Origin of the sequence: Taklimakanibacter lacteus, assembly GCA_003576695.1 — a bacterium.
Lineage (GTDB): Bacteria > Pseudomonadota > Alphaproteobacteria > Rhizobiales > Aestuariivirgaceae > Taklimakanibacter > Taklimakanibacter lacteus.
In genome coordinates, this window is sequence record QOZQ01000003.1 from 385,052 (window position 1) to 405,297 (window position 20,246).

General features: G+C 64.2%; 17 protein-coding genes. All 17 read left to right on the forward strand.

Annotated elements, in window-relative coordinates:
- The first annotated feature begins 110 nt into the window (after positions 1-110).
- Positions 111-2,078 (forward strand): AMP-binding protein, encoded by a 1,968-nt coding sequence (locus DT068_RS07430; RefSeq protein WP_368904516.1) that lies wholly within the window; start codon positions 111-113, stop codon positions 2,076-2,078.
- Positions 2,075-2,872 carry an ABC transporter ATP-binding protein gene (locus tag DT068_RS07435; RefSeq protein WP_119389155.1) on the forward strand — a complete coding sequence of 266 codons (798 nt, stop codon included), beginning with the start codon at positions 2,075-2,077 and terminating at the stop codon, positions 2,870-2,872. Before DT068_RS07430 ends, DT068_RS07435 begins: the two co-directional genes overlap by 4 nt.
- Positions 2,869-3,828, forward strand: a complete 960-nt coding sequence (locus DT068_RS07440) for a branched-chain amino acid ABC transporter permease (RefSeq protein ID WP_119389156.1) — start codon at positions 2,869-2,871, stop codon at positions 3,826-3,828. The genes DT068_RS07435 and DT068_RS07440 overlap by 4 nt, the downstream gene beginning before the upstream one ends.
- Before the next feature lies 1 nt (position 3,829).
- Positions 3,830-4,912, forward strand: coding sequence for a branched-chain amino acid ABC transporter permease (locus DT068_RS07445; protein WP_119389157.1), 1,083 nt, complete (start codon positions 3,830-3,832; stop codon positions 4,910-4,912).
- A 58-nt stretch (positions 4,913-4,970) separates the two neighbouring features.
- Positions 4,971-6,287 carry an ABC transporter substrate-binding protein gene (locus DT068_RS07450; RefSeq protein ID WP_119389158.1) on the forward strand — a complete coding sequence of 439 codons (1,317 nt, stop codon included), beginning with the start codon at positions 4,971-4,973 and terminating at the stop codon, positions 6,285-6,287.
- A gap of 94 nt (positions 6,288-6,381) precedes the next feature.
- On the forward strand, positions 6,382-7,194 hold the full coding sequence (locus DT068_RS07455; RefSeq protein WP_119389159.1) for an ABC transporter ATP-binding protein: 813 nt from the start codon (positions 6,382-6,384) through the stop codon (positions 7,192-7,194).
- On the forward strand, positions 7,191-8,417 hold the full coding sequence (locus tag DT068_RS07460) for a phenylacetate--CoA ligase family protein (RefSeq protein ID WP_119389316.1): 1,227 nt from the start codon (positions 7,191-7,193) through the stop codon (positions 8,415-8,417). The genes DT068_RS07455 and DT068_RS07460 overlap by 4 nt, the downstream gene beginning before the upstream one ends.
- A gap of 61 nt (positions 8,418-8,478) precedes the next feature.
- The gene (locus DT068_RS07465) at positions 8,479-9,621 is read left to right on the forward strand and encodes an ABC transporter substrate-binding protein (protein ID WP_119389160.1); all 1,143 of its coding nucleotides are present in this window, start codon (positions 8,479-8,481) and stop codon (positions 9,619-9,621) included.
- A gap of 241 nt (positions 9,622-9,862) precedes the next feature.
- Positions 9,863-10,783 (forward strand): branched-chain amino acid ABC transporter permease, encoded by a 921-nt coding sequence (locus tag DT068_RS07470; protein WP_119389161.1) that lies wholly within the window; start codon positions 9,863-9,865, stop codon positions 10,781-10,783.
- A gap of 10 nt (positions 10,784-10,793) precedes the next feature.
- Positions 10,794-11,729 (forward strand): branched-chain amino acid ABC transporter permease, encoded by a 936-nt coding sequence (locus DT068_RS07475; RefSeq protein ID WP_119389162.1) that lies wholly within the window; start codon positions 10,794-10,796, stop codon positions 11,727-11,729.
- Positions 11,722-12,471 (forward strand): ABC transporter ATP-binding protein, encoded by a 750-nt coding sequence (locus tag DT068_RS07480; protein ID WP_119389163.1) that lies wholly within the window; start codon positions 11,722-11,724, stop codon positions 12,469-12,471. Before DT068_RS07475 ends, DT068_RS07480 begins: the two co-directional genes overlap by 8 nt.
- Positions 12,468-13,154, forward strand: a complete 687-nt coding sequence (locus DT068_RS07485) for an ABC transporter ATP-binding protein (RefSeq protein ID WP_119389164.1) — start codon at positions 12,468-12,470, stop codon at positions 13,152-13,154. The genes DT068_RS07480 and DT068_RS07485 overlap by 4 nt, the downstream gene beginning before the upstream one ends.
- An 85-nt stretch (positions 13,155-13,239) precedes the next feature.
- A complete protein-coding gene (locus DT068_RS07490; protein ID WP_119389165.1) occupies positions 13,240-16,299 on the forward strand; it encodes an ATP-binding protein in 3,060 nt (1,019 codons plus the stop codon).
- Positions 16,296-17,507: a YcaO-like family protein gene (locus DT068_RS07495; RefSeq protein WP_119389166.1), complete on the forward strand. Its 1,212-nt coding sequence runs from the start codon at positions 16,296-16,298 to the stop codon at positions 17,505-17,507. Before DT068_RS07490 ends, DT068_RS07495 begins: the two co-directional genes overlap by 4 nt.
- Positions 17,508-17,515: 8 nt before the next feature.
- Positions 17,516-18,292 carry a TfuA-like protein gene (locus DT068_RS07500; protein ID WP_119389167.1) on the forward strand — a complete coding sequence of 259 codons (777 nt, stop codon included), beginning with the start codon at positions 17,516-17,518 and terminating at the stop codon, positions 18,290-18,292.
- Between the two features lie 122 nt (positions 18,293-18,414).
- The gene (locus DT068_RS07505; RefSeq protein ID WP_119389168.1) at positions 18,415-19,611 is read left to right on the forward strand and encodes a gluzincin family metallopeptidase; all 1,197 of its coding nucleotides are present in this window, start codon (positions 18,415-18,417) and stop codon (positions 19,609-19,611) included.
- 16 nt (positions 19,612-19,627) lie between these two features.
- Positions 19,628-20,161: a hypothetical protein gene (locus DT068_RS07510; RefSeq protein ID WP_162914048.1), complete on the forward strand. Its 534-nt coding sequence runs from the start codon at positions 19,628-19,630 to the stop codon at positions 20,159-20,161.
- Positions 20,162-20,246: the final 85 nt, after the last annotated feature.

Genomic DNA, 20,246 nt, shown 5'->3' on the forward strand with positions numbered 1-20,246 from the left:
GTTTGTGCCGGTCTCGGCGGGACCGGCGTGAAGAGGAGTGAAAGAGCGTCCATCAGAAGGCGCTTAGAACTCCATCGGGCGGGTGAGCCCGATCGAACCGGGAGGAAGGCTTGTCTGAGCTCGATCAGGCAACTGAAAACACATTCCCCAAACTCATTCTTCACAATGCGCTGACGCGTGGCCGGCGCCCGGCGATGCGCCACAAGGACTTCGGCATCTGGCAATCGTGGAACTGGGCCGAGGCGGCCGATTTCATCAAGGCTCTTGCCGCGGGCCTGGCCGGCCTCGGCGCCCGGCGTGACGACAAGATCGCCATCATCGGCTCCAACCGGCCTTATCTCTACTGGTCGATCGCCGCCGCCCAATCGCTGGGCGCGGTGCCGGTGCCGATCTATTCGGATTCGGTCGCCGAGGAGATGGCCTTCGTCCTCGAACATGCGGAAGTTCGCTTCGCCATCGTCGAGGACCAGGAGCAGGTCGACAAGATCCTGTCGGTCGAGGCAAGGCTGCCGGCGCTCGCTGCCGTCCTCTATGAAGAGAAGAGGGGGCTGCGGGACTACGACCACAAAAGGCTGCATGCGCTTGGCCATATCGTCGAAGCAGGCCGCACGGCGCTGCAGGACAAGGCCGCGAAAGCGGCGCTCGATCGCGCGATCGCCCAGGGCACAGGGCAGGACATAGCGGTCATTCTCTATACGTCGGGCACCACCGGCCGGCCCAAGGGCGTGATGCTCACTTATGACAATCTCATCGCCAGCGCCCGCATCGGCATCGCCTTTGACGGCCTGAGCGAGACGGACGAGATCATCGCTTATCTGCCCATGGCCTGGGTGGGCGATCACGTCTTCTCCTATGCCCAGGCGATCCTTGCCGGCTACTGCGTCAGCTGCCCGGAAAAAGCCGAGACCATCATCCACGACCGCCGCGAGATCGGGCCGACCTATGTCTTCGCGCCACCGCGCGTCTTCGAGAACCTGCTGACCCTCACCATGGTGCGCATGGAGGATGCGGGCCGGCTCAAGCGCTGGATCTTCGCGCATTTCCTGAAAGTGGCGCGCCGGTGGGGCGAGCGGATACTCAGCGGCGAGAAGGTGCCGCTCACAGCAAGGCTGCATTACGCGCTGGGCGATGTGCTCGTCTACGCGCCCCTGCGCAACCGCTATGGCCTCTCCAACATCAAGGTCGGCTATACGGCGGGCGAGGCGATCGGGGCCGAGATCTTCAGCTATTACCGCTCGATCGGCGTCAACCTCAAGCAGCTCTATGGCCAGACCGAGGCTTCCGTCTACATCACCTTGCAGCCCGACGGCGAGATCAAGCCCGATACGGTGGGCAGGCCCGCACCTTCCGTCGATATCCGCCTCGCCCCTTCGGGCGAGGTCGAGTTCAACGGCCCGGGCGTGTTCCAGGGCTATTTCAAGGATCCCGAGAAGACGGCGGAGGTGAAGACCAGGGACGGCTATGTCCGCACCGGCGATGTCGGCTTCTTCGACGCCTCAGGCCATCTCAAGATCATCGATCGCGCCAAGGATGTCGGCCGGCTCTCGCAGGGCGGCCTGTTCCCGCCGAAATATATCGAGAACAAGCTCAAATTCTATCCCAACATCAAGGAAGCCGTCGCCTTCGGCGATGCCCGCGACCATGTGGCCTGCTTCATCAATATCGATCAGGTGGCGGTCGGCAACTGGGCCGAGCGCAACAATGTCGCGCATGCCTCCTATCAGGAGCTTGCCGCCGATCCCCGCGTCTATGACATGATCGCGAAGCATGTCGAGGAGGTCAACCAGGCGCTGGCAGCCGAGCCGCAAATGGCCGGCGCCCAGATCGCCCGCTTCCTCATTCTGCCCAAGGAGCTCGATGCCGATGACGGCGAACTGACCCGCACCCAGAAGGTAAGGCGCAGCTTCATCACCGAGCGCTATGCGTCCCTGGTGAAGGCGCTCTATGACGGCTCGGAGAAAGGCACGATCCGCACCGAAGTCACTTTCGAGGACGGCCGCAAGGGACTGCTCGAGGGCGAAGTGGTGATCCGCGACGTGGCCGTGACACCCGTTCCCAGGCTGGAGGCGGCGGCATGACGCGGGCGACGGGCGAGATCATGCTCGATGTCCACAATGTCTCGCTGCGCTTCGGCGGCGTGAAGGCGGTCACCGACATCTCCTTCGACATCCGCAAGGGTGAGATCCGCGCCATCATCGGACCCAATGGCGCCGGCAAGACTTCGATGCTCAATGTCATCAACGGCGTCTATCACCCGCAGCAGGGCACCATCACCTTCAAGGGCCGGGTGCGCAAGGCGATGCAGCCGCACCAGGCGGCGAAATCGGGCATCGCCCGCACCTTCCAGAATGTGGCGCTGTTCAAGGGCATGTCGACGCTCGACAACATCATGTCGGGCCGCTTCCTCAAGATGCACCGCAACTTCTTCTGGCAGCTGATCCATCTGGGACCGGCGCGCCAGGAGGAGATCGCCCACCGCCGCAAGGTCGAGGAAATCATCGACTTCCTCGAGATCCAGCATGTGCGCAAAGTCCCGGTCGGCAAATTGCCCTATGGACTGCAGAAGCGGGTCGAGCTTGGCCGGGCGCTCGCCATGGAGCCCGAGCTGCTCCTCCTCGATGAGCCGATGGCCGGCATGAATCTCGAGGAGAAGGAGGATATGAGCCGCTTCATCCTCGATGTGAACCATGAATTCGGCACCACCATCGCCTTGATCGAACATGACATGGGCGTGGTGATGGATCTCTCCGACCGCGTCGTGGTGCTCGATTACGGCCGCAAGATCGCCGACGGCACGCCCGATGAGGTGAAGTCGAACCAGAATGTCATCGATGCCTATCTGGGTGTCGCGCATCAGGAGAAGTCGCGATGAGCCTCCTGTATGACATTCTCGTTGCGCCCTTCGTCCAGATGGCAGATGCGCCGGATTTCCTGGCCCAGGTCCTGTGGGAAGGCTTCGTCTCCGGCATCCTCTATGCCCTGATAGCACTTGGCTTCGTGCTGATCTTCAAGGCCTCGGGCGTGTTCAATTTCGCGCAAGGGATCATGGTCGTCTTCGCCGCCTTGACCCTGGTGGGGCTCTATCAGAAGGGCGTTCCGGCCCTCCTGGCCCTTGTGCTGACGATTGCCGTCATGGGCCTCCTGGCTTTGGCGGTCGAGCGCTTCATCATGCGCCCACTGGTCAACCAGCCGCATGTCATCCTGCTGATGGCGACGATCGGGCTGACCTATTTCCTCGTCGGCCTGGGCGAGCTCGTCTTCGGCGGCGAACCCAAGCAGATGATCACCACCGAGCTCGGCCTTCCCACCGGCTCGACCGAGATTCCCTTCGGCGAGCGGGGTGTGGTGATCCTCCAGCATATCGACATTGCGGCCGCGGTGATCGCCATCCTCATGGTGGCGGGGCTCGGCCTGTTCTTCAACCGCACCCGGATCGGGCGCGCCTTGCGCGCCGTGGCCGATGACCACCAGGCGGCCCTTTCGGTCGGCATCTCGCTCAATCAGATCTGGGCCATCGTGTGGTTCGCCGCAGGGATCGTGGCGCTGGCCACCGGCATCATGTGGGGGGCGAGATCGGATGTGTCCTTCGCGCTCGAGATCATTGCGCTCAGGGCCCTGCCTGTCCTCATCCTGGGCGGCTTCACCTCGGTGCCGGGCGCCATTGTCGGCGGCCTCATTGTCGGCATCGGCGAGAAGCTGGGCGAGATCTATTGGGGCCCGCTCCTGGGCGGCGGCATCGAATCCTGGCTCGCCTACATGATTGCTCTGGTCTTCCTGCTGTTCCGGCCGCAAGGTCTGTTCGGCGAACGCATCATCGAGCGGGTGTAGCATGCTCTATCGCGAGGCCGGCCAGTTCAAATCGACCTATGCGGCGGACCAGGCCATCTTCCCGCTGCGCCAGGATCGCATCGGGCTCTTCGCCATCCTGGGGCTTGCCTTCATCGCCGTGCCGCTGCTGGCCGATGACTTCATCCTCGACGCCATCGCCATTCCCTTCCTCATCCTCGCTCTGGCGACGATCGGCCTCAACATCCTCACCGGCTATGCCGGGCAATTGTCTCTGGGGACCGGCGGCTTCATGGGGGCAGGGGCCTATGCCTGCTACAAGCTCACCACCTCGTTCCCGGAAGCGAATATCATCCTGCTGATCCTGCTCTCCGGCGTCTTCTCGGCCGCGATCGGCATCGTCTTCGGCCTGCCGTCCTTGCGCATCAAGGGCCTCTATCTCGCGGTGACGACGCTTGCCGCCCAGTTCTTTCTCGAATGGTGCTTCATCCGCATCGGCTGGCTCTACAACTACAATGTCTCGGGCGCCATCGATTCGCCTGAGCGCAACACGATCGGCGGCCTCGTTCTCACCGGTCCCAATGCCAGTTCCGTGACGCGCTATATCGTCGTGCTCGCCATCGTGGCGCTCATCACATTGCTCGCCAAGAATCTCGTCCGCGGCCGCATCGGACGCTCCTGGATGATGATCCGCGACATGGATATCGCCGCCGAGCTCATGGGCGTGCGCCCGCTCATCGCCAAGCTCTCGGCCTTTGCCGTCTCGTCCTATATTTGCGGCGTGGCCGGCGCCATGTTCGTCTTCTTCTACCTGGGCTCGGTCGAGCCCGCCGCCTTCTCGATCACTCTGTCCTTCCAGATTCTCTTCATGGTGATCGTCGGCGGGCTCGGCAGCCTGATCGGCTGCTATTTCGGCGCCGCCTTCATCTGGATCCTGCCCATTTTCCTGCGCAACGGTCTGCCCATGATCGGGATCGACATAGGTGCCGAGAATGTCGTGCATCTGACCTCGATGATCGTCGGCGTGCTCATCATCCTGTTCCTGATCTGGGAGCCGCATGGCCTGGCGCGGCTCTGGCAGATCGGGAAGGAGAAGCTGCGTGTCTGGCCGTTTCCTTATGCGTGAGGGATGGTCGGGGTAAGTTTTCATCAAGAGGCCACTGGGCCATGTTTGGGAGGAAGACATGAAACTCAAAGCTTTGATTGCAGGAACCATGCTGGCCGGCATCCTCGCCGGCGCGGCACCCGCTTTGGCCGAGGATACGGTCTATGTGCAGCTCTCGACATACCGCACCGGGCCCTATGCGGGTTCGGGGATCCCGATCGCCAATGGCATGGCGGACTATCTCACCATGCTCAATGAGCGCGACGGCGGCATCAACGGCGTCCGGATCGCCTTTGACGAATGCGAGACGGGCTACGACACGCAGAAGGGCGTCGAATGCTACGAGCAGGCGAAGGCGAAGAAATCCCTCGTCTTCAATCCCTATTCGACCGGCATCACGCTGGCGGTGATCCCCAGGGCCTCGGTCGACAAGGTACCGATCCTGTCCATGGCCTATGGCCTTTCGGCGGCGGCCGACGGCAAGACCTTTCCCTGGATATTCAATCCGCCGCTGACCTATTGGGACGGCGCCTCGGGCGTCATCGAATATATCGCCGGGCAGGAAGGCGGCCTGGAGAAGCTCAAGGACAGGAAGATCGGCTTCATCTATCTCGATGCCGGCTATGGCAAGGAGCCGATACCGCTCTTCGAGCAGTTCGCCGCCAAATACGGCTACACGCTGCTCAAATATCCCGTGCCCGGCAAGGAGATGCAGAACCAGTCGTCGCAATGGCTGAACATCCGCCGCGACAAGCCCGACTATATGGTGATGTGGGGCTGGGGCGCGATGAACCCGACCGCCGTCAAGGAGGCGACCAAGATCCGTTTCCCGATGGACAAGTTCATCGGCATCTGGTGGTCGGGCGGCGAGGACGACGCGCGCGGCGGCGGCGCCCAGGCCAAGGGATACACCGCGCTCAATTTCCACGCGGTGGGCACCGACTTCCCGGTGATGCAGGATATCAAGAAGTTCGTCGTCGATGCCGGCAAGAGCAAGGTGGATCCCGCCAAATTCGGTGAGAACCTCTATAATCGCGGTGTCGTCAACTCGCTCTATATCGCCGAGGCGATCCGGATTGCGCAGGAGAAGACCGGCAAGAAGGTCATCACGTCGGAAGACATGCGCGTCGGTATCGAGAACCTGAATATCGACGCGGCGCGCATCGACGCCGCCGGCCTCAAGGGCTTCATCGCGCCGGTCAAGGTCACCTGCGACAATCACTCGGGCAATCACAAGATGTACGCGCAGCGCTGGACCGGCGAGAAATGGGAAAAAGCCTCCGACTGGTTCGATCCGATGTCGGATGTGGTCAATCCGATGCTGATGGACGCGGCCAAGACCTATGCCGAGGCGAACAAGCCGTGGCCTCAGCGCACCGAGCCTTGCGCGAATTGAGCAGAGGTCGGCGAAATCCCAACCATCATTTCCCCTCCCCCTTGCGGGGAGGGGTTAGGGGTGGGGGGGTGCCGGCAGAACTGGTGTCGCGAGCATGACAGCTGCCACCCCCATCCTCGCCGTGAACAATATCGAGGTGATCTACGATCACGTGATCCTCGTGCTGAAGGGCGTGTCGCTCAACGTCGAGGCGGGCGGCATCGTTGCTCTGCTCGGCGCCAATGGCGCCGGCAAGACCACGACGCTCAAGGCGATCTCCAACCTGCTCCATGCCGAGCGGGGCGAGGTGACCAAGGGCAGCATCCTGTTCCGCGGCGAACAGGTGCATGCGCTGTCGCCCAATGACCTCGTGCGCCGCGGCTGCATCCAGGTGATGGAAGGGCGCCACTGTTTCGGCCATCTCACCGTCGAGGAGAATCTCCTGACCGGCGCCTTCACCCGCAAGGACGGCGCCGCCGGCATCCGCCGCGATCTCGAACTCGTCTATTCCTATTTCCCGCGTCTCAAGGTGAGGCGCCTGTCGCAGGCCGGCTATATTTCAGGTGGCGAGCAGCAGATGACGGCGATCGGCCGTGCCCTGATGTCGAAGCCGAAGATGATCCTGCTCGATGAGCCTTCGATGGGGCTGGCCCCGCAACTGGTCGAGGAGATCTTCGAGATCGTCCGCCGGCTCAACCAGGCCGAAGGCGTCTCCTTCCTGCTTGCCGAGCAGAACACCCATATCGCCCTCAACTATGCGACCCATGGCTATATTCTCGAATCCGGGCGCATCGTCCTCGACGGCAAGGCTTCCGAGCTGAAGGAGAACGAGGATGTGCGGGAGTTCTATCTGGGGGTGGGCGGCGAGGGCCGGCGCTCGTTCCGCGCCGTGAAGAGCTATAAGAGGCGCAAGAGATGGCTGGCATGAGCGATCACTATGACGCGCGCGAGACCATCGACACCGCCGAGCGCGAACGGGCGCATTTCAGCGCGCTGCCGCGCATCATCGCGGCCGCCAGGCTGGCCCCGGCCTGGCAGGCACATCTGCGCGCGATCGATCCCGAGTCAGTCACCACGCGCGCGGCGCTCGCGCAACTGCCGGTCATGCGCAAATCGGCATTGCCCGACATGCAGAAGTCGGCACCGCCTTTTGGCGGGATGTCGGCTCTTCCCCTGTCACGGCTGGGCCGGCTCTTTGTATCGCCGGGACCGATCTATGAAGCCGAGACGAAGGCCGGCGATGAATGGCGCTATGCCCGTATCCTCTTCGCCGCCGGCGTCCGCCCGGGCGACATTGTCCTCAACTGTTTCAGCTATCATCTGACCCCGGGCGGTTTCATCCTCGATTCGGGGGCGCGGGCGCTGGGCTGTCCCGTCATCCCGGCAGGCCCCGGCAACAGCGAGCAGATCATCGACATCATCGGCCATTTCAGGCCGGTCGCCTATTGCGGCACGCCCGACTTCCTCAAGATCATCCTCGACAAGGCCGAGGAGCTCGGGCGCGATGTCTCATCTCTGCGCAAGGCGTCGGTCTCGGGTGCGGCCTTTCCGCCCTCACTGCAGGCCGAGATCAAGGCGCGCGGCATCGACGCCTATCAGGCCTATGCGACGGCGGATCTGGGCGGCATCGCCTATGAGACGAGCGCGCGCGACGGGCTGGTGCTCAATGAAGACATCATCCTCGAGATCCTGCGTCCCGGCACCGGCGACCCGGTGGGCGAGGGTGAAGTTGGCGAGATCGCGGTGACTTTGCTCGATCCCGACAGGCCGCTGATCCGTTTCGCGCTGGGCGATATGACGGCTTTGCTGCCGGGGAGGAGCTCCTGCGGACGCAGCAATCAGCGCATCAAGGGCTGGATGGGACGCGCCGATCAGACGGCCAAGCTGCGCGGCATGTTCGTGCGCCCGGAGCAGATCGCCGCCATTGCCAGCCGTCATCCCGGGATCAGGCGTCTGCGCCTGGTGATCAGCCGCGCCCATGAGCAGGACAATGCGGTGCTGATGGCGGAAACGGCCGAGCCCTCCGACGCCTTGGCCGCGGCGCTGAAGGAGACGGCCGCCTCCGCCACCAACTTGCGCTGCGACATCGCCCTTGCCGCCCCAGGCAGCCTGCCCAATGACGGCAAGGTGATTGCCGATGAGCGGCATTGAGAAGAGGTTGCGTTTTCAGCTAGAATTTCAAGAGATCACCAGAAACTCCAGGGAGTGAGGAATGAAGAGAATACTGGCTGCGGCTTTGATGATGGGATGCGCCTTGATCGCGGCGAACGCTGCCACCGCGGAACCCGTCAAGATCGGCATGATCACCACTTTGTCGGGCGGCGGCGCCGGGCTCGGCGTCGATGTGCGCGACGGCTTCATGCTGGCCCTCAAGCAATCCGGCAACAAGGATGTCACGGTTCTTGTCGAGGACGATGCGCAGAAGCCCGAGCTTGCGGTGCAGATCGCCGACAAGATGATCCAGAGCGACAAGGTGCAGATCCTGACCGGCATCATCTGGTCGAACCTGGCGATGGCGGTGGTGCCCAATGCGGTCGGACAGGACATCTTCTATCTCTCGCCCAATGCCGGACCTTCGGCGCTGGCCGGCGCCAAATGCAACAAGAACTATTTCAACGTCGCCTGGCAGAACGACAATCTGCATGAGGCGATGGGCAATTACGCCACCGAGGCGGGCTACAAGAAGACCTTCATCCTGGCGCCCAATTATCCGGCGGGCACCGATGCGCTCACCGGCTTCAAGCGTTTCTACAAGGGCGAGCTTGGGGGCGAGCTCTTCACCAAGCTCGGCCAGACCGATTATGCCGCCGAGATCGCCCAGATCCGCGCCTCGGGGGCGGATTCGGTCTTCTTCTTCCTGCCGGGCGGCATGGGCATCGCCTTCATGAAGCAATATGCCCAGTCGGGCATCAAGATCCCCGTCATGGGTCCGGGCTTCTCCTTCGACCAGGATGTGCTGGGCGCGATCGGCGATGCGGCCCTGGGCGTCAAGAATTCCTCGCAATGGTCGAAGGATCTGGATAACGAGGCCAACAAGAAATTCGTCGAGACCTTCAAGGCGGAATATAAGAGGCTGCCGTCGCTCTATGCGAGCCAGGGCTATGACACCGCCAATCTCGTCCTTGCGGCGCTCGGCAAGGCGAGCGTGATGGATGCCGATGCCTTCCGCGCTGCCCTCAAGGCCGCCGACTTCCAGTCTGTCAGGGGCAAGTTCAAATTCGGCCCGAACAACCACCCGATCCAGGACATCTATGTGCGCGAAGTGGTGAAGGAAGAGGGCACCCTCACCAACAAGATCATCGGCGTGAGCTTCAAGGACCACCAGGACGCCTATGCGGCAGAGTGCAAGATGTAGGGCAGGGATGGTGATCGCAAGTCGCCCCAAATTCTCCCTCCACCGCCGGAGGCGGGGAGGGTGGCGCGCGGCACGCGCGACGGGTGGGGTGTCTCCGCGAGGGATATTTCGCCAGAGGGGTGCTCCCAGCGTGCTTGGCGCAATCGTCCAATGCTTTCCGGCTGAGAAACCCCACCCGTCCGCCCTGCGGGCGGCCACCCTCCCCGCGCTTCGCGCGGCGGAGGGAGATTTCGTACCCTAAGTGTCGCTCGCCCTTTTCGTCGAGCAGGTGCTGAACGGCGTCCAGTTCGGCGTCACCTTGTTCCTGATGGCGGCAGGCCTGACGCTGGTCTTCGGAGTCATGGGCCTCATCAACCTGGCCCATGGCTCTCTCTATATGGTCGGCGCCTTCGCCTGCGCGGCGGTCGCCGCCTGGAGCGGATCCTTCTGGCTGGGGCTTGCCGCCAGCATCGCCGCGGCTGCGGCGGCGGGCGCCGTCGTCGAATGGGTCGTCATCCGCAGGCTCTATGATCGCGATCACCTCGATCAGGTGCTGGCGACCTTCGCGCTCATCCTGATCTTCTCGGAGGCCATGCGCTGGCTGTTCGGGCCGTTCCCGCTCTATCTCGATATGCCGGGCTTGCTGTCGGGCTCGGTCACCTTGCCGGGCGGCATCGAATATCCGCTCTATCGTCTCACCATCATCCTGGTCGGGATCGCCGTGGCGGCGGGGCTCCATCTCCTCATCGCCAGGACCCGGATCGGCATGCGCATCCGCGCCGGCGCCAGCGACCGCGAGATGGTGGCGGCGCTGGGCGTCGATATCGCGACGCTCTATACGATCATCTTCGCCCTGGGCGCGGCACTTGCGGGCTTTGCCGGGGCCCTGGTCGGCGTCAACCAGTCGGTGCAGGTGGGCATGGGCGAGCCCGTCCTGATCCTCGCTTTCGTCGTCATCGTCATTGGCGGCATCGGCTCGCTCAAGGGCGCCCTGGTCGGCTCTCTCCTGGTCGGCGTGACCGACACGATGGGCCGTTTCCTGCTGCCGCAGATCTTCTCCCTCGTCATGGACCCGTCGCAGGCAACCACGGTCGGGGCGGCGCTGGCGTCCATGCTGATCTATATCGTCATGGCGCTCATCCTGGCCTTCAGGCCGCGCGGCCTGTTTGCCGTGACATCTTAGGCAGGCGCCCATGGAACGCGAGCGCTGGATCAATATCGCTTTGGCCCTCCTGCTGCTGGCAGCACCTTTGCTGGCGCTTGCCGCTGGCGAAGCCTTCTATGTCACGCTGGCGACGCGGGTCGCGGTCCTGGCGCTCGCCGCCGTCGGCCTCAATCTGGCGCTTGGCCTCGGCGGCCTCGTCTCCTTCGGTCACGCGGCCTTCTTCGGCATTGGCGGCTATGCCGCGGGCATTCTCGCCGCGCAGGAGATGACGGCGATGCCGCCCATCTGGATCGTTGCCGCTCTCGTGGCCGGGATCATGGCGGCCTTCATCGGCGCCGTCAGCCTCAGGACATCCGGCGTCTATTTCATCATGATCACCCTGGCCTTCGCCCAGATGATCTATTATTTCGTGATCTCCTGGCCGGCCTATGGCGGCGAGGACGGGCTTCCGCTCGCGGTGCGAAACCAGTTTCCCTTCGTGAACACGCTCAAGCCATTGCCCTTCTTTCTGATCTGCTATGTGCTGCTGCTGGCGGGCCTGCTGCTCTTTGCCTGGCTGCGCGATGGCCGTTTCGGCGCGGCGCTGCAGGCGGCGCGGCAGAACGAGACGCGTCTCGCGGCCCTTGGCGTCTCGCCCTTTCCCATTCGCCTCACGGCCTTCGTGCTGAGCGCGATGATCACCGCGGTCGCCGGCGCGCTCTATGCCGATCTCACCCGCTTCGTGAGCCCGTCCATGCTGTCCTGGCATCTGTCGGGCGAGCTCATCGTCATCATCATATTGGGCGGCACGGGACGGCTCTTCGGCCCCCTCGCCGGCGCTGCACTGTTCGTGCTCATGGAATTCCTGCTCGGATCGCTGACCGAGCGCTGGCAGTTCTTCCTGGGGCTCGTTCTCCTGGGCACGGTGCTCTTCGCCAAAGGCGGCCTCATCGGGCTCATTGCCGGAAAGGCCCGCAATGGCTGAGGCTGTTCTGGCCCTTTCCCGTCTCGTCAAGTCCTTCGGCGCGCTCAAGGTCACCGATGATGTGACGCTCGATCTGCGCGAAGGCGAGGTCCATGCCTTGATCGGTCCCAATGGCGCCGGCAAATCGACGCTCATCCATGAGATCGCAGGCGGCGTCCGCCCCGACAGCGGCACTATCCATTTCTGCGGTCGCGATATCGGCGCGCTGGATACGGCCGCCCGCGCCAAGCTGGGGCTGGCCCGCAGCTTCCAGGTGTCTTCGCTTCTTCCCGAATTCTCCGCCTTGCGCAATGTGATGCTGGCGGTGCAGGCGCGCCAGGGATCGAGCTTCCGCTTCGGGCGTCCGGTGATGCGCGATGCCTCGCTGATCGAGCCCGCAATGGCGATGCTGGAGAAAGTGGGGCTTGAGGACCGTGCCGTGATCCCGGCGGCAGAGCTCTCACATGGCGAAAGGCGCAAGCTCGAGATCGCGATGGCGATGGGGCTCCATCCCCGCGCCTTCCTGCTCGACGAGCCGATGGCCGGCATGGGACCGGAAGGCTCGAAGAGCCTCACCCATTTCCTCGATGGTTTGCGCGAAGAGGCGCCGATCCTGCTGGTCGAACATGACATGGACGCCGTTTTCGCGCTCGCCGACCGCATTTCGGTGCTGTTCTATGGCCGCATCATCGCCAGCGGCCCGCCGCACGAGATCCGCAAGGATCCGGAGGTGCAGCGCGCCTATCTGGGGGAGCGTGCATGAATCTTCTCGCGCTCTCAGGCGTTGAAGCCTTTTACGGCGCCTCGCAAGTGCTGTTCGGCGTCGATCTCGAAGTCGGGCAGGGAGAGGCCGTGGCGCTTCTCGGGCGCAATGGCATGGGCAAGACGACCACCATGCGCGCCATACTGGGGCTCGCCGGGAGAAGTGGCGGCGACATTCGCTTCGCCGGCAGGGGATTGTCGGGTCTGCGCCCGCATGAGCGGGCGAGGCTCGGCATCGGCCTTGTGCCGGAAGGCCGCCGCTGCTTCCCGACCCTGACAGTGGCTGAGAACCTGCTCATTGCCGCGCGGCCCGGGCCATGGACGCTGGCGCGTCTTTATGAGCTGTTTCCGCGCCTCGCCGAGCGCCGCGGCCAGCCGGCACGCACTCTGTCGGGCGGCGAGCAGCAGATGCTGGCCATAGGCCGCGCCCTGATGACCAATCCGACGCTCCTCATGCTCGATGAGGCGACCGAAGGTCTCGCCCCCTTGCTGCGCCAGGAAATCTGGGCGGTGATCCGGAAGCTCAAAGGCGAGGGGCAGTCGATCCTCATCGTCGACAAGACCCTGGCCGAGCTCTTCCCGGTAGCCGACCGCTGCTTCATCCTGGAAAGGGGCCGGACCGTGTGGAGCGGGCAGGCGGAGGAGCTCACGGCGGAGCTTCAGCAGCGCCATTTGGGCGTATGATTGACCGGGCGGACAAAATCCCTCGCGCTGGATTTCAGGCTGGATTAGGCTAACCTTTGGGCGGCAAATAATCATGTGAGTCTGAATGGCGGCCGCTCAACAATCCCCGTCAACCGGTACGCTATCGGGCGAGCGCAGGCAGGTAACTGCGCTTTTTTACGATATTGTCGGCTCGACCGAGCTTCTGCACAAGCTTGACCCGGAAGATTTCGGTGCCATGCAGCGACTGCTGCATCAGGATGCGATCGCGGCGATCAAGCGCCACAGCGGTTATCTGGAGCGGGTCCAGGGCGATGGTGGCGTCGCCTATTTCGGCTTGCCTGATCCCTTCGAGGATGCGGCCGAAAGCGGCGTGGCGTGCGCGCTTGAAATGGTGGAGGGCTGCAGCAAGCCGGGACGGCCTTATGTTTCCTTCCTCAAGCTGCGGGTTGGTGTGGCGACGGGGCTGGTCGTGGTCGCCGACACGCGCGACAGCAATCTGCCGAACCCGACCGAGATCGTCGGCATCACCCCGGCGCTTGCCTCCCGCATCCAGTCGGAGGCGCAGCCGAATACCGTTGTCGTCGCCGACACCACATACCGGCTGACGCGCGGAGCATTCGCCTTCGAGCCCATGGGCGATCGCCATCTCAAGGGTTTTGCCGAGCCCATCCGCCTGTGGCAGCCGACGGCCCGGCTGGCCCATGTCGATCGCTTCTCGGCGCATCGGCGCGTCGCCGCGCCCCTGATCGGGCGCGAGGAAGAGCTCGATCTCTGCCGCAGGCGATGGCAGGACGCCCTCAAGGGAACGGGACAGCTCGTGGCCCTGCAAGGTGAAGCGGGGCTGGGCAAGTCGCGGCTGGTCGCCGAGATCCGTCGCGAGCTCGCGGAAGCCGACGGCGATACGCTCGTCTTTCAATGTCAGCCGCGCGGCAACCGGCGACCGCTGCACCCCTTCCTCGATCAGTTGCGCCAGGCGGTTGTCGCGCATGACAAGACGCTGCAGGCGATCAATCCCGATGCTATCCGCCGGTATTTCGAGGCCCGCGGCTTTGCCGTGTCCGCCGCGAGCGCGCAGCTTCTGGATTTCCTGCTGGGCAGCGGCAGCGGCGATCAGGGGGCTGCCGCGCCCTGGTCCGTCGGGGCCTCCGCGGAAGAGGTTCGCGGCCAGGCGCTCAATGTTGTGCTCGATCTCATCGTTGACTGGTCGCGCCGCGGTTCACGGCTCGTCGTGATTGAGGACCTGCACTGGGCCGATACGCTGACCCAGGCCACCATCGCGCGCCTGTGCGAAAGGATCGAGACGCGGCCGATCCTTGTTCTCGTGACATCGCGCGAAAGTTTTGCCACCGACCTCCTGCGCCACACCAATGTGATGCCGATCGTGCTGCCGCGCCTCGATGAGGTCGCGATCTCGCAGCTGCTCGCGTCGATCTGGCAGGTGCCGCCGCCACGGGAGCTTGCCTCCTTCATCCATGCCAAGAGCGATGGCGTGCCCCTCTTTGCGGAAGAGCTTTCCCACTTGCTGAAAGAACGCATGCCGGAGGGCTCCGGACCGAAGGAGTGGGAAGCGCTGCTGCGCGAAGGCAATATCGTGAGCCTGCAGGACCTGGCCGCGGCACGTCTGGCAAGCCTCGGCGCCTTGCGCCGCGTGGCCCAGATGGCGAGCGTCATCGGGCGTGAGTTCGGGCTGGATCTCCTCGCCCAGATGGTCGAGACGGAAAGCTTGCCTGTCTCGCTCGACGTGGCGATCCATGAGCTGGTGCGGGCGGGAATTGTGCGGCCCGCCGCAGTGGGGCCCACCTACCGCTTCAGCCACGTGCTCATCCAGGAGGCCGCCTACGACAACCTTCTCAAATCCGACCGGCGCGAGCTTCAGGCCAAGATCGTTCGCCTGGTTGTGGCCGGCGCGGTCGCGCGAATGCCCGATGAACTGCTCGCCTGGCATTGCAGCGAGGCGGGGCAGCCAGTTGAGGCGGCACGTTATTCGATCCTGGCCGCCGAATCCTGCGTGGTGCGATCGGCGGTTCAGGAGGCCGATCACCTGCTCGATTTCGCCGAGGAGCAGTTCGCCAAGTCGCAGGCCGAAGCGGATAATCTGGCCGAGCTCAGATTACGCTTGCTCACCGTGCGCGGGCCGGTTTCCGCGGCCCTGCATGGCAGAGGCTCGGAGCGGGCGCGCGCCGTCTATGAGCAAGGGGTCAGCCTGAGCGCCAGTCGTATCGAGGGTGACCGGTCGCAATGGTTTCCACTTTATTGGGGCTGGTGGTTCACGGCGCCCGACTACGCAACCCAGCGCCAGCGCTCGGATGTGATCCTGCATGACCTGGAGGGGGCTGCCGATCCGGAAGTCCGTCTCCAGTCCCTGCATTGCGCCTGGGCGACCAATATCGACGCGGGGCTGCATAAGAGCTGCCTGCACTGTGTCGAGGAGGGGCTCGCACTTTATGATGAGGAGCGCGCGCGCCGCAGCCGCATACGCTATGGTGGGCATGACGCCAAGGTCTGCGCGCTGGGCGAGCGCGCTTTCTCGCAGTGGTTCATCGGCGATGACGAGGCATCCGCGCAAAGCCTGGCCGAAATGATGGAGTGGGCGGCGCATATCGATCATCTCGAGAGCACGGTGCATGCGCTCGACTATGCCGTCGGCGTCCAGCACTATCGCAAGGATTATGAGCGGGTCATCGCCGTCGCCAACCGCCTGGCCGAGCTCGGCGCCAAGCATGGCCTGCCCGGCGCCACCGCCAAGGCCGCACTGTTTCGCGGCTGGGCGCGCGCCATGAGCGGCGATCTCGATATGGGGCCGACCGAGTTCGACGAAGGCTATGCGCTGCAGCGCAAGATCGGAACGGAGGAGAATGTCTCCATGCATGGCGGCATGCGCGCCGAGATCCTCGAGCGCCTCGGCCGGTATGCGGAAGCGATCGCCGTTCTCGATTCCACCATCGAGCAGTCACGCCAGAGCGGTCAGGTATTCTGGCTGGCTGAGCTCTATCGGACGCGGGCCAGGCTGCGCCAGGCGCTTGGCCAGCCCAGGTCGGAAGCGGAAGCGGATTTGAATCTTGCGCTCGCCATCGCGATTGAGCAGGACGCGGCGACGCTTGCCGCACGCGCGCGCGCCGACCTGCAGCGCCTTGCGCGGTTCCGGCCCGGGATGGCGACGTGACGGCTGGACTTGTGCCGTCTCTGGACTTGCTGCCGGATCATCTCGACCGGGACTGTGCCGGGGCATCCGATCTTGGCGAAGAGGAGCAGGAGCGCCGGACCCAAAGCCTGGTCGAGACCGTCTTCGCCGCCCGCCGTCAATTCGGCATCACCCGTCTCGGCTCCCTTACGCGCCTCGATCAGGGCGGCATTGCCGTAGCCCAGGCGGTGCGGCCGCTTTCGCTGTCCAACGCCGTGTCGCAGGGCAAGGGACGGCGGCTGATCGATGCGGCCGCATCCGCGCTGATGGAGTCGCTCGAGACCTGGGCGGCCGAGCGTATCGACCCCGGGCGCATCACCACGGCCCGCGCGTGTGATCTGGGTGATGAGATTCGCAGTCTCTATGCGGATGCGATCGTGCATGGCTTCGATGTCGGCTGGGATCGGCTGCCTTTGACCTGGATCGACGGCTATGATCTTTTCACCCGTACGATCCGGCCGGTGCCGCTGGCGCTGGTCGACACGGTCTATACCTATCCCTCGCCGCATCCGGTTGCCTTTCCGCGAACAACCACCGGCCTTGCCGCGGCACAGAATCTCCCGGCAGCCATTCTTCACGCCGCTTTCGAGATCATTGAGCGGGCCAGCGTCGCCGCAGCCGAGCGCAACCCGCAGAGACATCGCGAATGGCGGATCGATGCCGCAAGTGTCGCTGGTCCGCGCGCCAGCGCGATCCTCGCTTCCCTGGCGCAAGCAGATCTCATCACCGGCATCTGGCAGGTGACCGCCGGTCATGGCTTGCCGGTCTATCGCTGCCAGGTCATCGAAGGGGAGAGGCATCGCGAGATTGCGCCCTTGCCGGGCGTTGGCTTCGGTTGCGACTTCACGCCGGATCGCGCTTTGGCCAAGGCGCTGGCGGAGGCGGCGCAGGCCCGTCTTACCGCTGTTGCAGGGGCCCGCGAGGACCTGACCCGAAGCGCCTATCCGCGCGAGCCCGACCGCGCGCAGCTGGCACAGTGGCGCGATGAGCTTCGTTCACCCGCAGCCACGCTACCGATGCCGGCCGGCAGAGAGGCGCCGGCTTCCGGCGCCCCGGCGCTCGCCGCCGTCGCGGCCACGCTGAAGGACGCCGGCGCAGCGGCCGCGCTGGTCGTTCCCCTGTTCAGCACCGACATCCCCAAGCTCGAGGTCGTGCGCCTGGTGGCGCCGCCTCTGCGCCACTTCAACTGAGCGTGTCCATGGTCGAGGCACAGGACATCGTCGTCTTTCTAGGACCGACACTCAAACGCGCCGAAGCTTCCGCCATTCTGCCGGCCACCTATCTGCCGCCTGCCGAACAGGGGTCCATCGTCCGGGCCTGCCAGGCCCATCGGCCGAAAGCGTTGGTGCTGATCGATGGTGTGTTCGGCAGCGTGCCGGCAGTGCGCCACAAGGAGATCCTTTGGGCATGCTCGAATGGCGTTGCCGTCTTTGGGGCGGCAAGCATCGGCGCCATCCGTGCCGCCGAGCTGACGGCGATTGGCATGCAGGGCCATGGCTTCATCTACCGCTGGTATGCCCAGACGCCGCTGGCGGATGATGACGAGGTGGCGGTCGCGATGACGCCGTCGGAGCTCGGCGCCGAGCCCTTGAGCGAAGCCCTGATCAGCATGCGCCTCACCTTGCGCCGCGCCTGCCGGGAGCATGTGCTTTCGTGCGAGCAGGGAAAGGCGCTCGAAGAGCGGGCGCGCGCCACGCCTTTTGTCGAGCGCAGCTATGGACGCCTCATCGGGGACGCCCGCCAGGCATTTCCACATTGGGCTGAAGCCCTTGGGCGGCTGGAACGCTGGCTGCCGGGCAGGGCGATCGATCAGAAGCGGGCTGATGCAATCAGTCTCCTGACAAGGCTCGCACAAGCGCCGGATATCCCGGCGCCACGGCACACGCCGCCCGCTTTCCGCATGACCGAGGCATGGGCGCATGATCTGGCGGCGGACGGGCTGTGGGACCGGAAGACCGGCGGGCCGTGCTCATGACCGCAGCGGGTGGTTTCGATTCTGACATAGTAAACGCGATAGGCATCGGAGGCCGGGTCTCTGGATGACTCCACCGGCCTTCCGTGATACGTCTCCGGCGGGGCTTCAAGAATGCGGGCTGCATGGACGCTATTGGTCAATGGCAGGCGGAGACGCGTGGCGCCAGCGCGCGATTGGGCACGCGGTTCAGGATCTTTCCGCAGCCTTCCTTCATACCGGGCTATGAGCAGCCGGAGACGGTCTGGATATCGACGCCGCCCGATCGGATCGGGCCGGGTCCCGCTGACCGACGCATGTATGTCATCGATCCGGTCCTCGCCAAGGCGCCTTATGAGTTTCCCTATCTGCCGCCCTATGCGGGCGCCTGCAATCCGCCCGCTATAGCCGGCCCCGACGGTCACTTCGACCATCTTGACCCGGCGAGCCGCGAGTTCCAGGCAGCGCATGTCTTCGCCTGCTCGAGGCGGGTGCTGGACATATGCGAGAGCTATCTCGGGCGGGAGATTCCCTGGTTCTTCCAGCCGACCTATGAGCGCCTCGAGATCGTGCCGCGGCTTCCCTGGGGCAACGCGCAGTCGGGTTTCGGCTTTCTCGAGATGGGCGAGGATGAGGCGCGCGGAACGACCCAGCCCTTCGCCCTCAATTTCGATGCCGTCGCCCACGAGATGGGCCATCTCGTCATCTTCGGCGTCATGGGCCTGCCGCGCCGTGAGCCGCCGCATGAATACTACGCCTATCACGAGGCTGTCGCGGACTTCATCGCGCTGATCAGCCTTCTGCATTTTGACACCGCGCTCGACCTGCTCCTGCGGCGCACGCGCGGCAATCTCCTGGTGGTCAATGAGCTTGACCGTTTCGCCGAGCTTTCCGACGAGAAGCAGGTGCGCCTGTTCAGCCATTCGCTCAAGATGGGCGAGGTGAGCAGCGAAGTGCATGATCTCTCGAAGCCCTTTGGCGCTGCGTTGTTCGACATGCTGATCGAGATCTATCAGGCGCTGCTGTTCGAGCGCGGCCTGAGCGACCTGCATCCAAGCGATTTCTGGAATCTGCGCACCGATTATTCCGGCGGAGAGCTCGAGGACCAGCTTTCCCTTTCGCTCGGCTCCTATCAGTCGCGCCATTTCGCCTTCAAATCGGCACTCGCCGATGCGCGCGACATCGTGGGCGAGATATTGGTGCGCTCATGGAGCGGGCTCGAGCCCGATCGGCTCGACTACCAGGCCGCGGCTGCGGCGATGGTCGCTGCCGCGGGCGAGGGACGTGGCGGCATGTTCACCGACCGCATCGAGGACAATTTCGCATGGCGCGAGATCATTTAGGCAAGGAGGATTTTTGATGGCCAAGTCGACTTCTTCAACCGGATCGAGCAGCGGCGGTTCCCCTGCGCCATTGGCGGATGACATTCCGGCGCCACCCAACCCGCATGACTATTATCCCGACCAGCTCACCCTCTATGGCATCAAGCTCAATCCCGATGAGAGCGCGGCCACGCTGCCCTTCGGCGACAAGGTGCTGAAACTGCAGGTCAATTCGAAGGCCGGCAACAAGCCCCTGGAGCCCAAGGATGTCTCGATCGCCGCCGTCTATGGCTATTCCTATGAAGGCCATTGCTATCGGCTCGAAAAACCCAAGCTGTTCATCGTCGAGAATTCGGGAGCGCCGGCCAATGGTTGCGGCTTCAGCGCGCCCTATTTCATGTGGGCGGTGCGCGCCCGCACCAATCTCATGGAGCTCACGCTGAATTTCGACCTGGCCGAGACGCTCATCCTCGAAGCCAATCTTCCGGGCAATCGGTCGCCCAACACCTATGGCAATCACATGCAGCTCGCGCATCGCAATGGCAAGCTCAACAGGCCGGGAGGCGCCTAGGATAAATAGAACGCCGGGGCGATTCCATCAGAACGCCCGGCGTTCCGGATTTTCGTTTCAGGCGCGGCAGCCACGAACCGGGAGA

Bases quoted from the DNA above. Each gene is read 5' to 3' on its own strand.
- DT068_RS07445 (WP_119389157.1), top strand. From the start codon at position 3,830: ATGCTCTATCGCGAGGCCGGCCAGTTCAAATCGACCTATGCGGCGGAC.
- DT068_RS07500 (WP_119389167.1), top strand. From the start codon at position 17,516: ATGGTCGAGGCACAGGACATCGTCGTCTTTCTAGGACCGACACTCAAA.
- DT068_RS07485 (WP_119389164.1), top strand. From the start codon at position 12,468: ATGAATCTTCTCGCGCTCTCAGGCGTTGAAGCCTTTTACGGCGCCTCG.
- DT068_RS07490 (WP_119389165.1), top strand. From the start codon at position 13,240: ATGGCGGCCGCTCAACAATCCCCGTCAACCGGTACGCTATCGGGCGAG.
- DT068_RS07455 (WP_119389159.1), top strand. From the start codon at position 6,382: ATGACAGCTGCCACCCCCATCCTCGCCGTGAACAATATCGAGGTGATC.
- DT068_RS07475 (WP_119389162.1), top strand. From the start codon at position 10,794: ATGGAACGCGAGCGCTGGATCAATATCGCTTTGGCCCTCCTGCTGCTG.
- DT068_RS07465 (WP_119389160.1), top strand. From the start codon at position 8,479: ATGAAGAGAATACTGGCTGCGGCTTTGATGATGGGATGCGCCTTGATC.
- DT068_RS07440 (WP_119389156.1), top strand. From the start codon at position 2,869: ATGAGCCTCCTGTATGACATTCTCGTTGCGCCCTTCGTCCAGATGGCA.
- DT068_RS07460 (WP_119389316.1), top strand. From the start codon at position 7,191: ATGAGCGATCACTATGACGCGCGCGAGACCATCGACACCGCCGAGCGC.
- DT068_RS07450 (WP_119389158.1), top strand. From the start codon at position 4,971: ATGAAACTCAAAGCTTTGATTGCAGGAACCATGCTGGCCGGCATCCTC.
- DT068_RS07480 (WP_119389163.1), top strand. From the start codon at position 11,722: ATGGCTGAGGCTGTTCTGGCCCTTTCCCGTCTCGTCAAGTCCTTCGGC.
- DT068_RS07510 (WP_162914048.1), top strand. From the start codon at position 19,628: ATGGCCAAGTCGACTTCTTCAACCGGATCGAGCAGCGGCGGTTCCCCT.
- DT068_RS07505 (WP_119389168.1), top strand. From the start codon at position 18,415: ATGGACGCTATTGGTCAATGGCAGGCGGAGACGCGTGGCGCCAGCGCG.
- DT068_RS07435 (WP_119389155.1), top strand. From the start codon at position 2,075: ATGACGCGGGCGACGGGCGAGATCATGCTCGATGTCCACAATGTCTCG.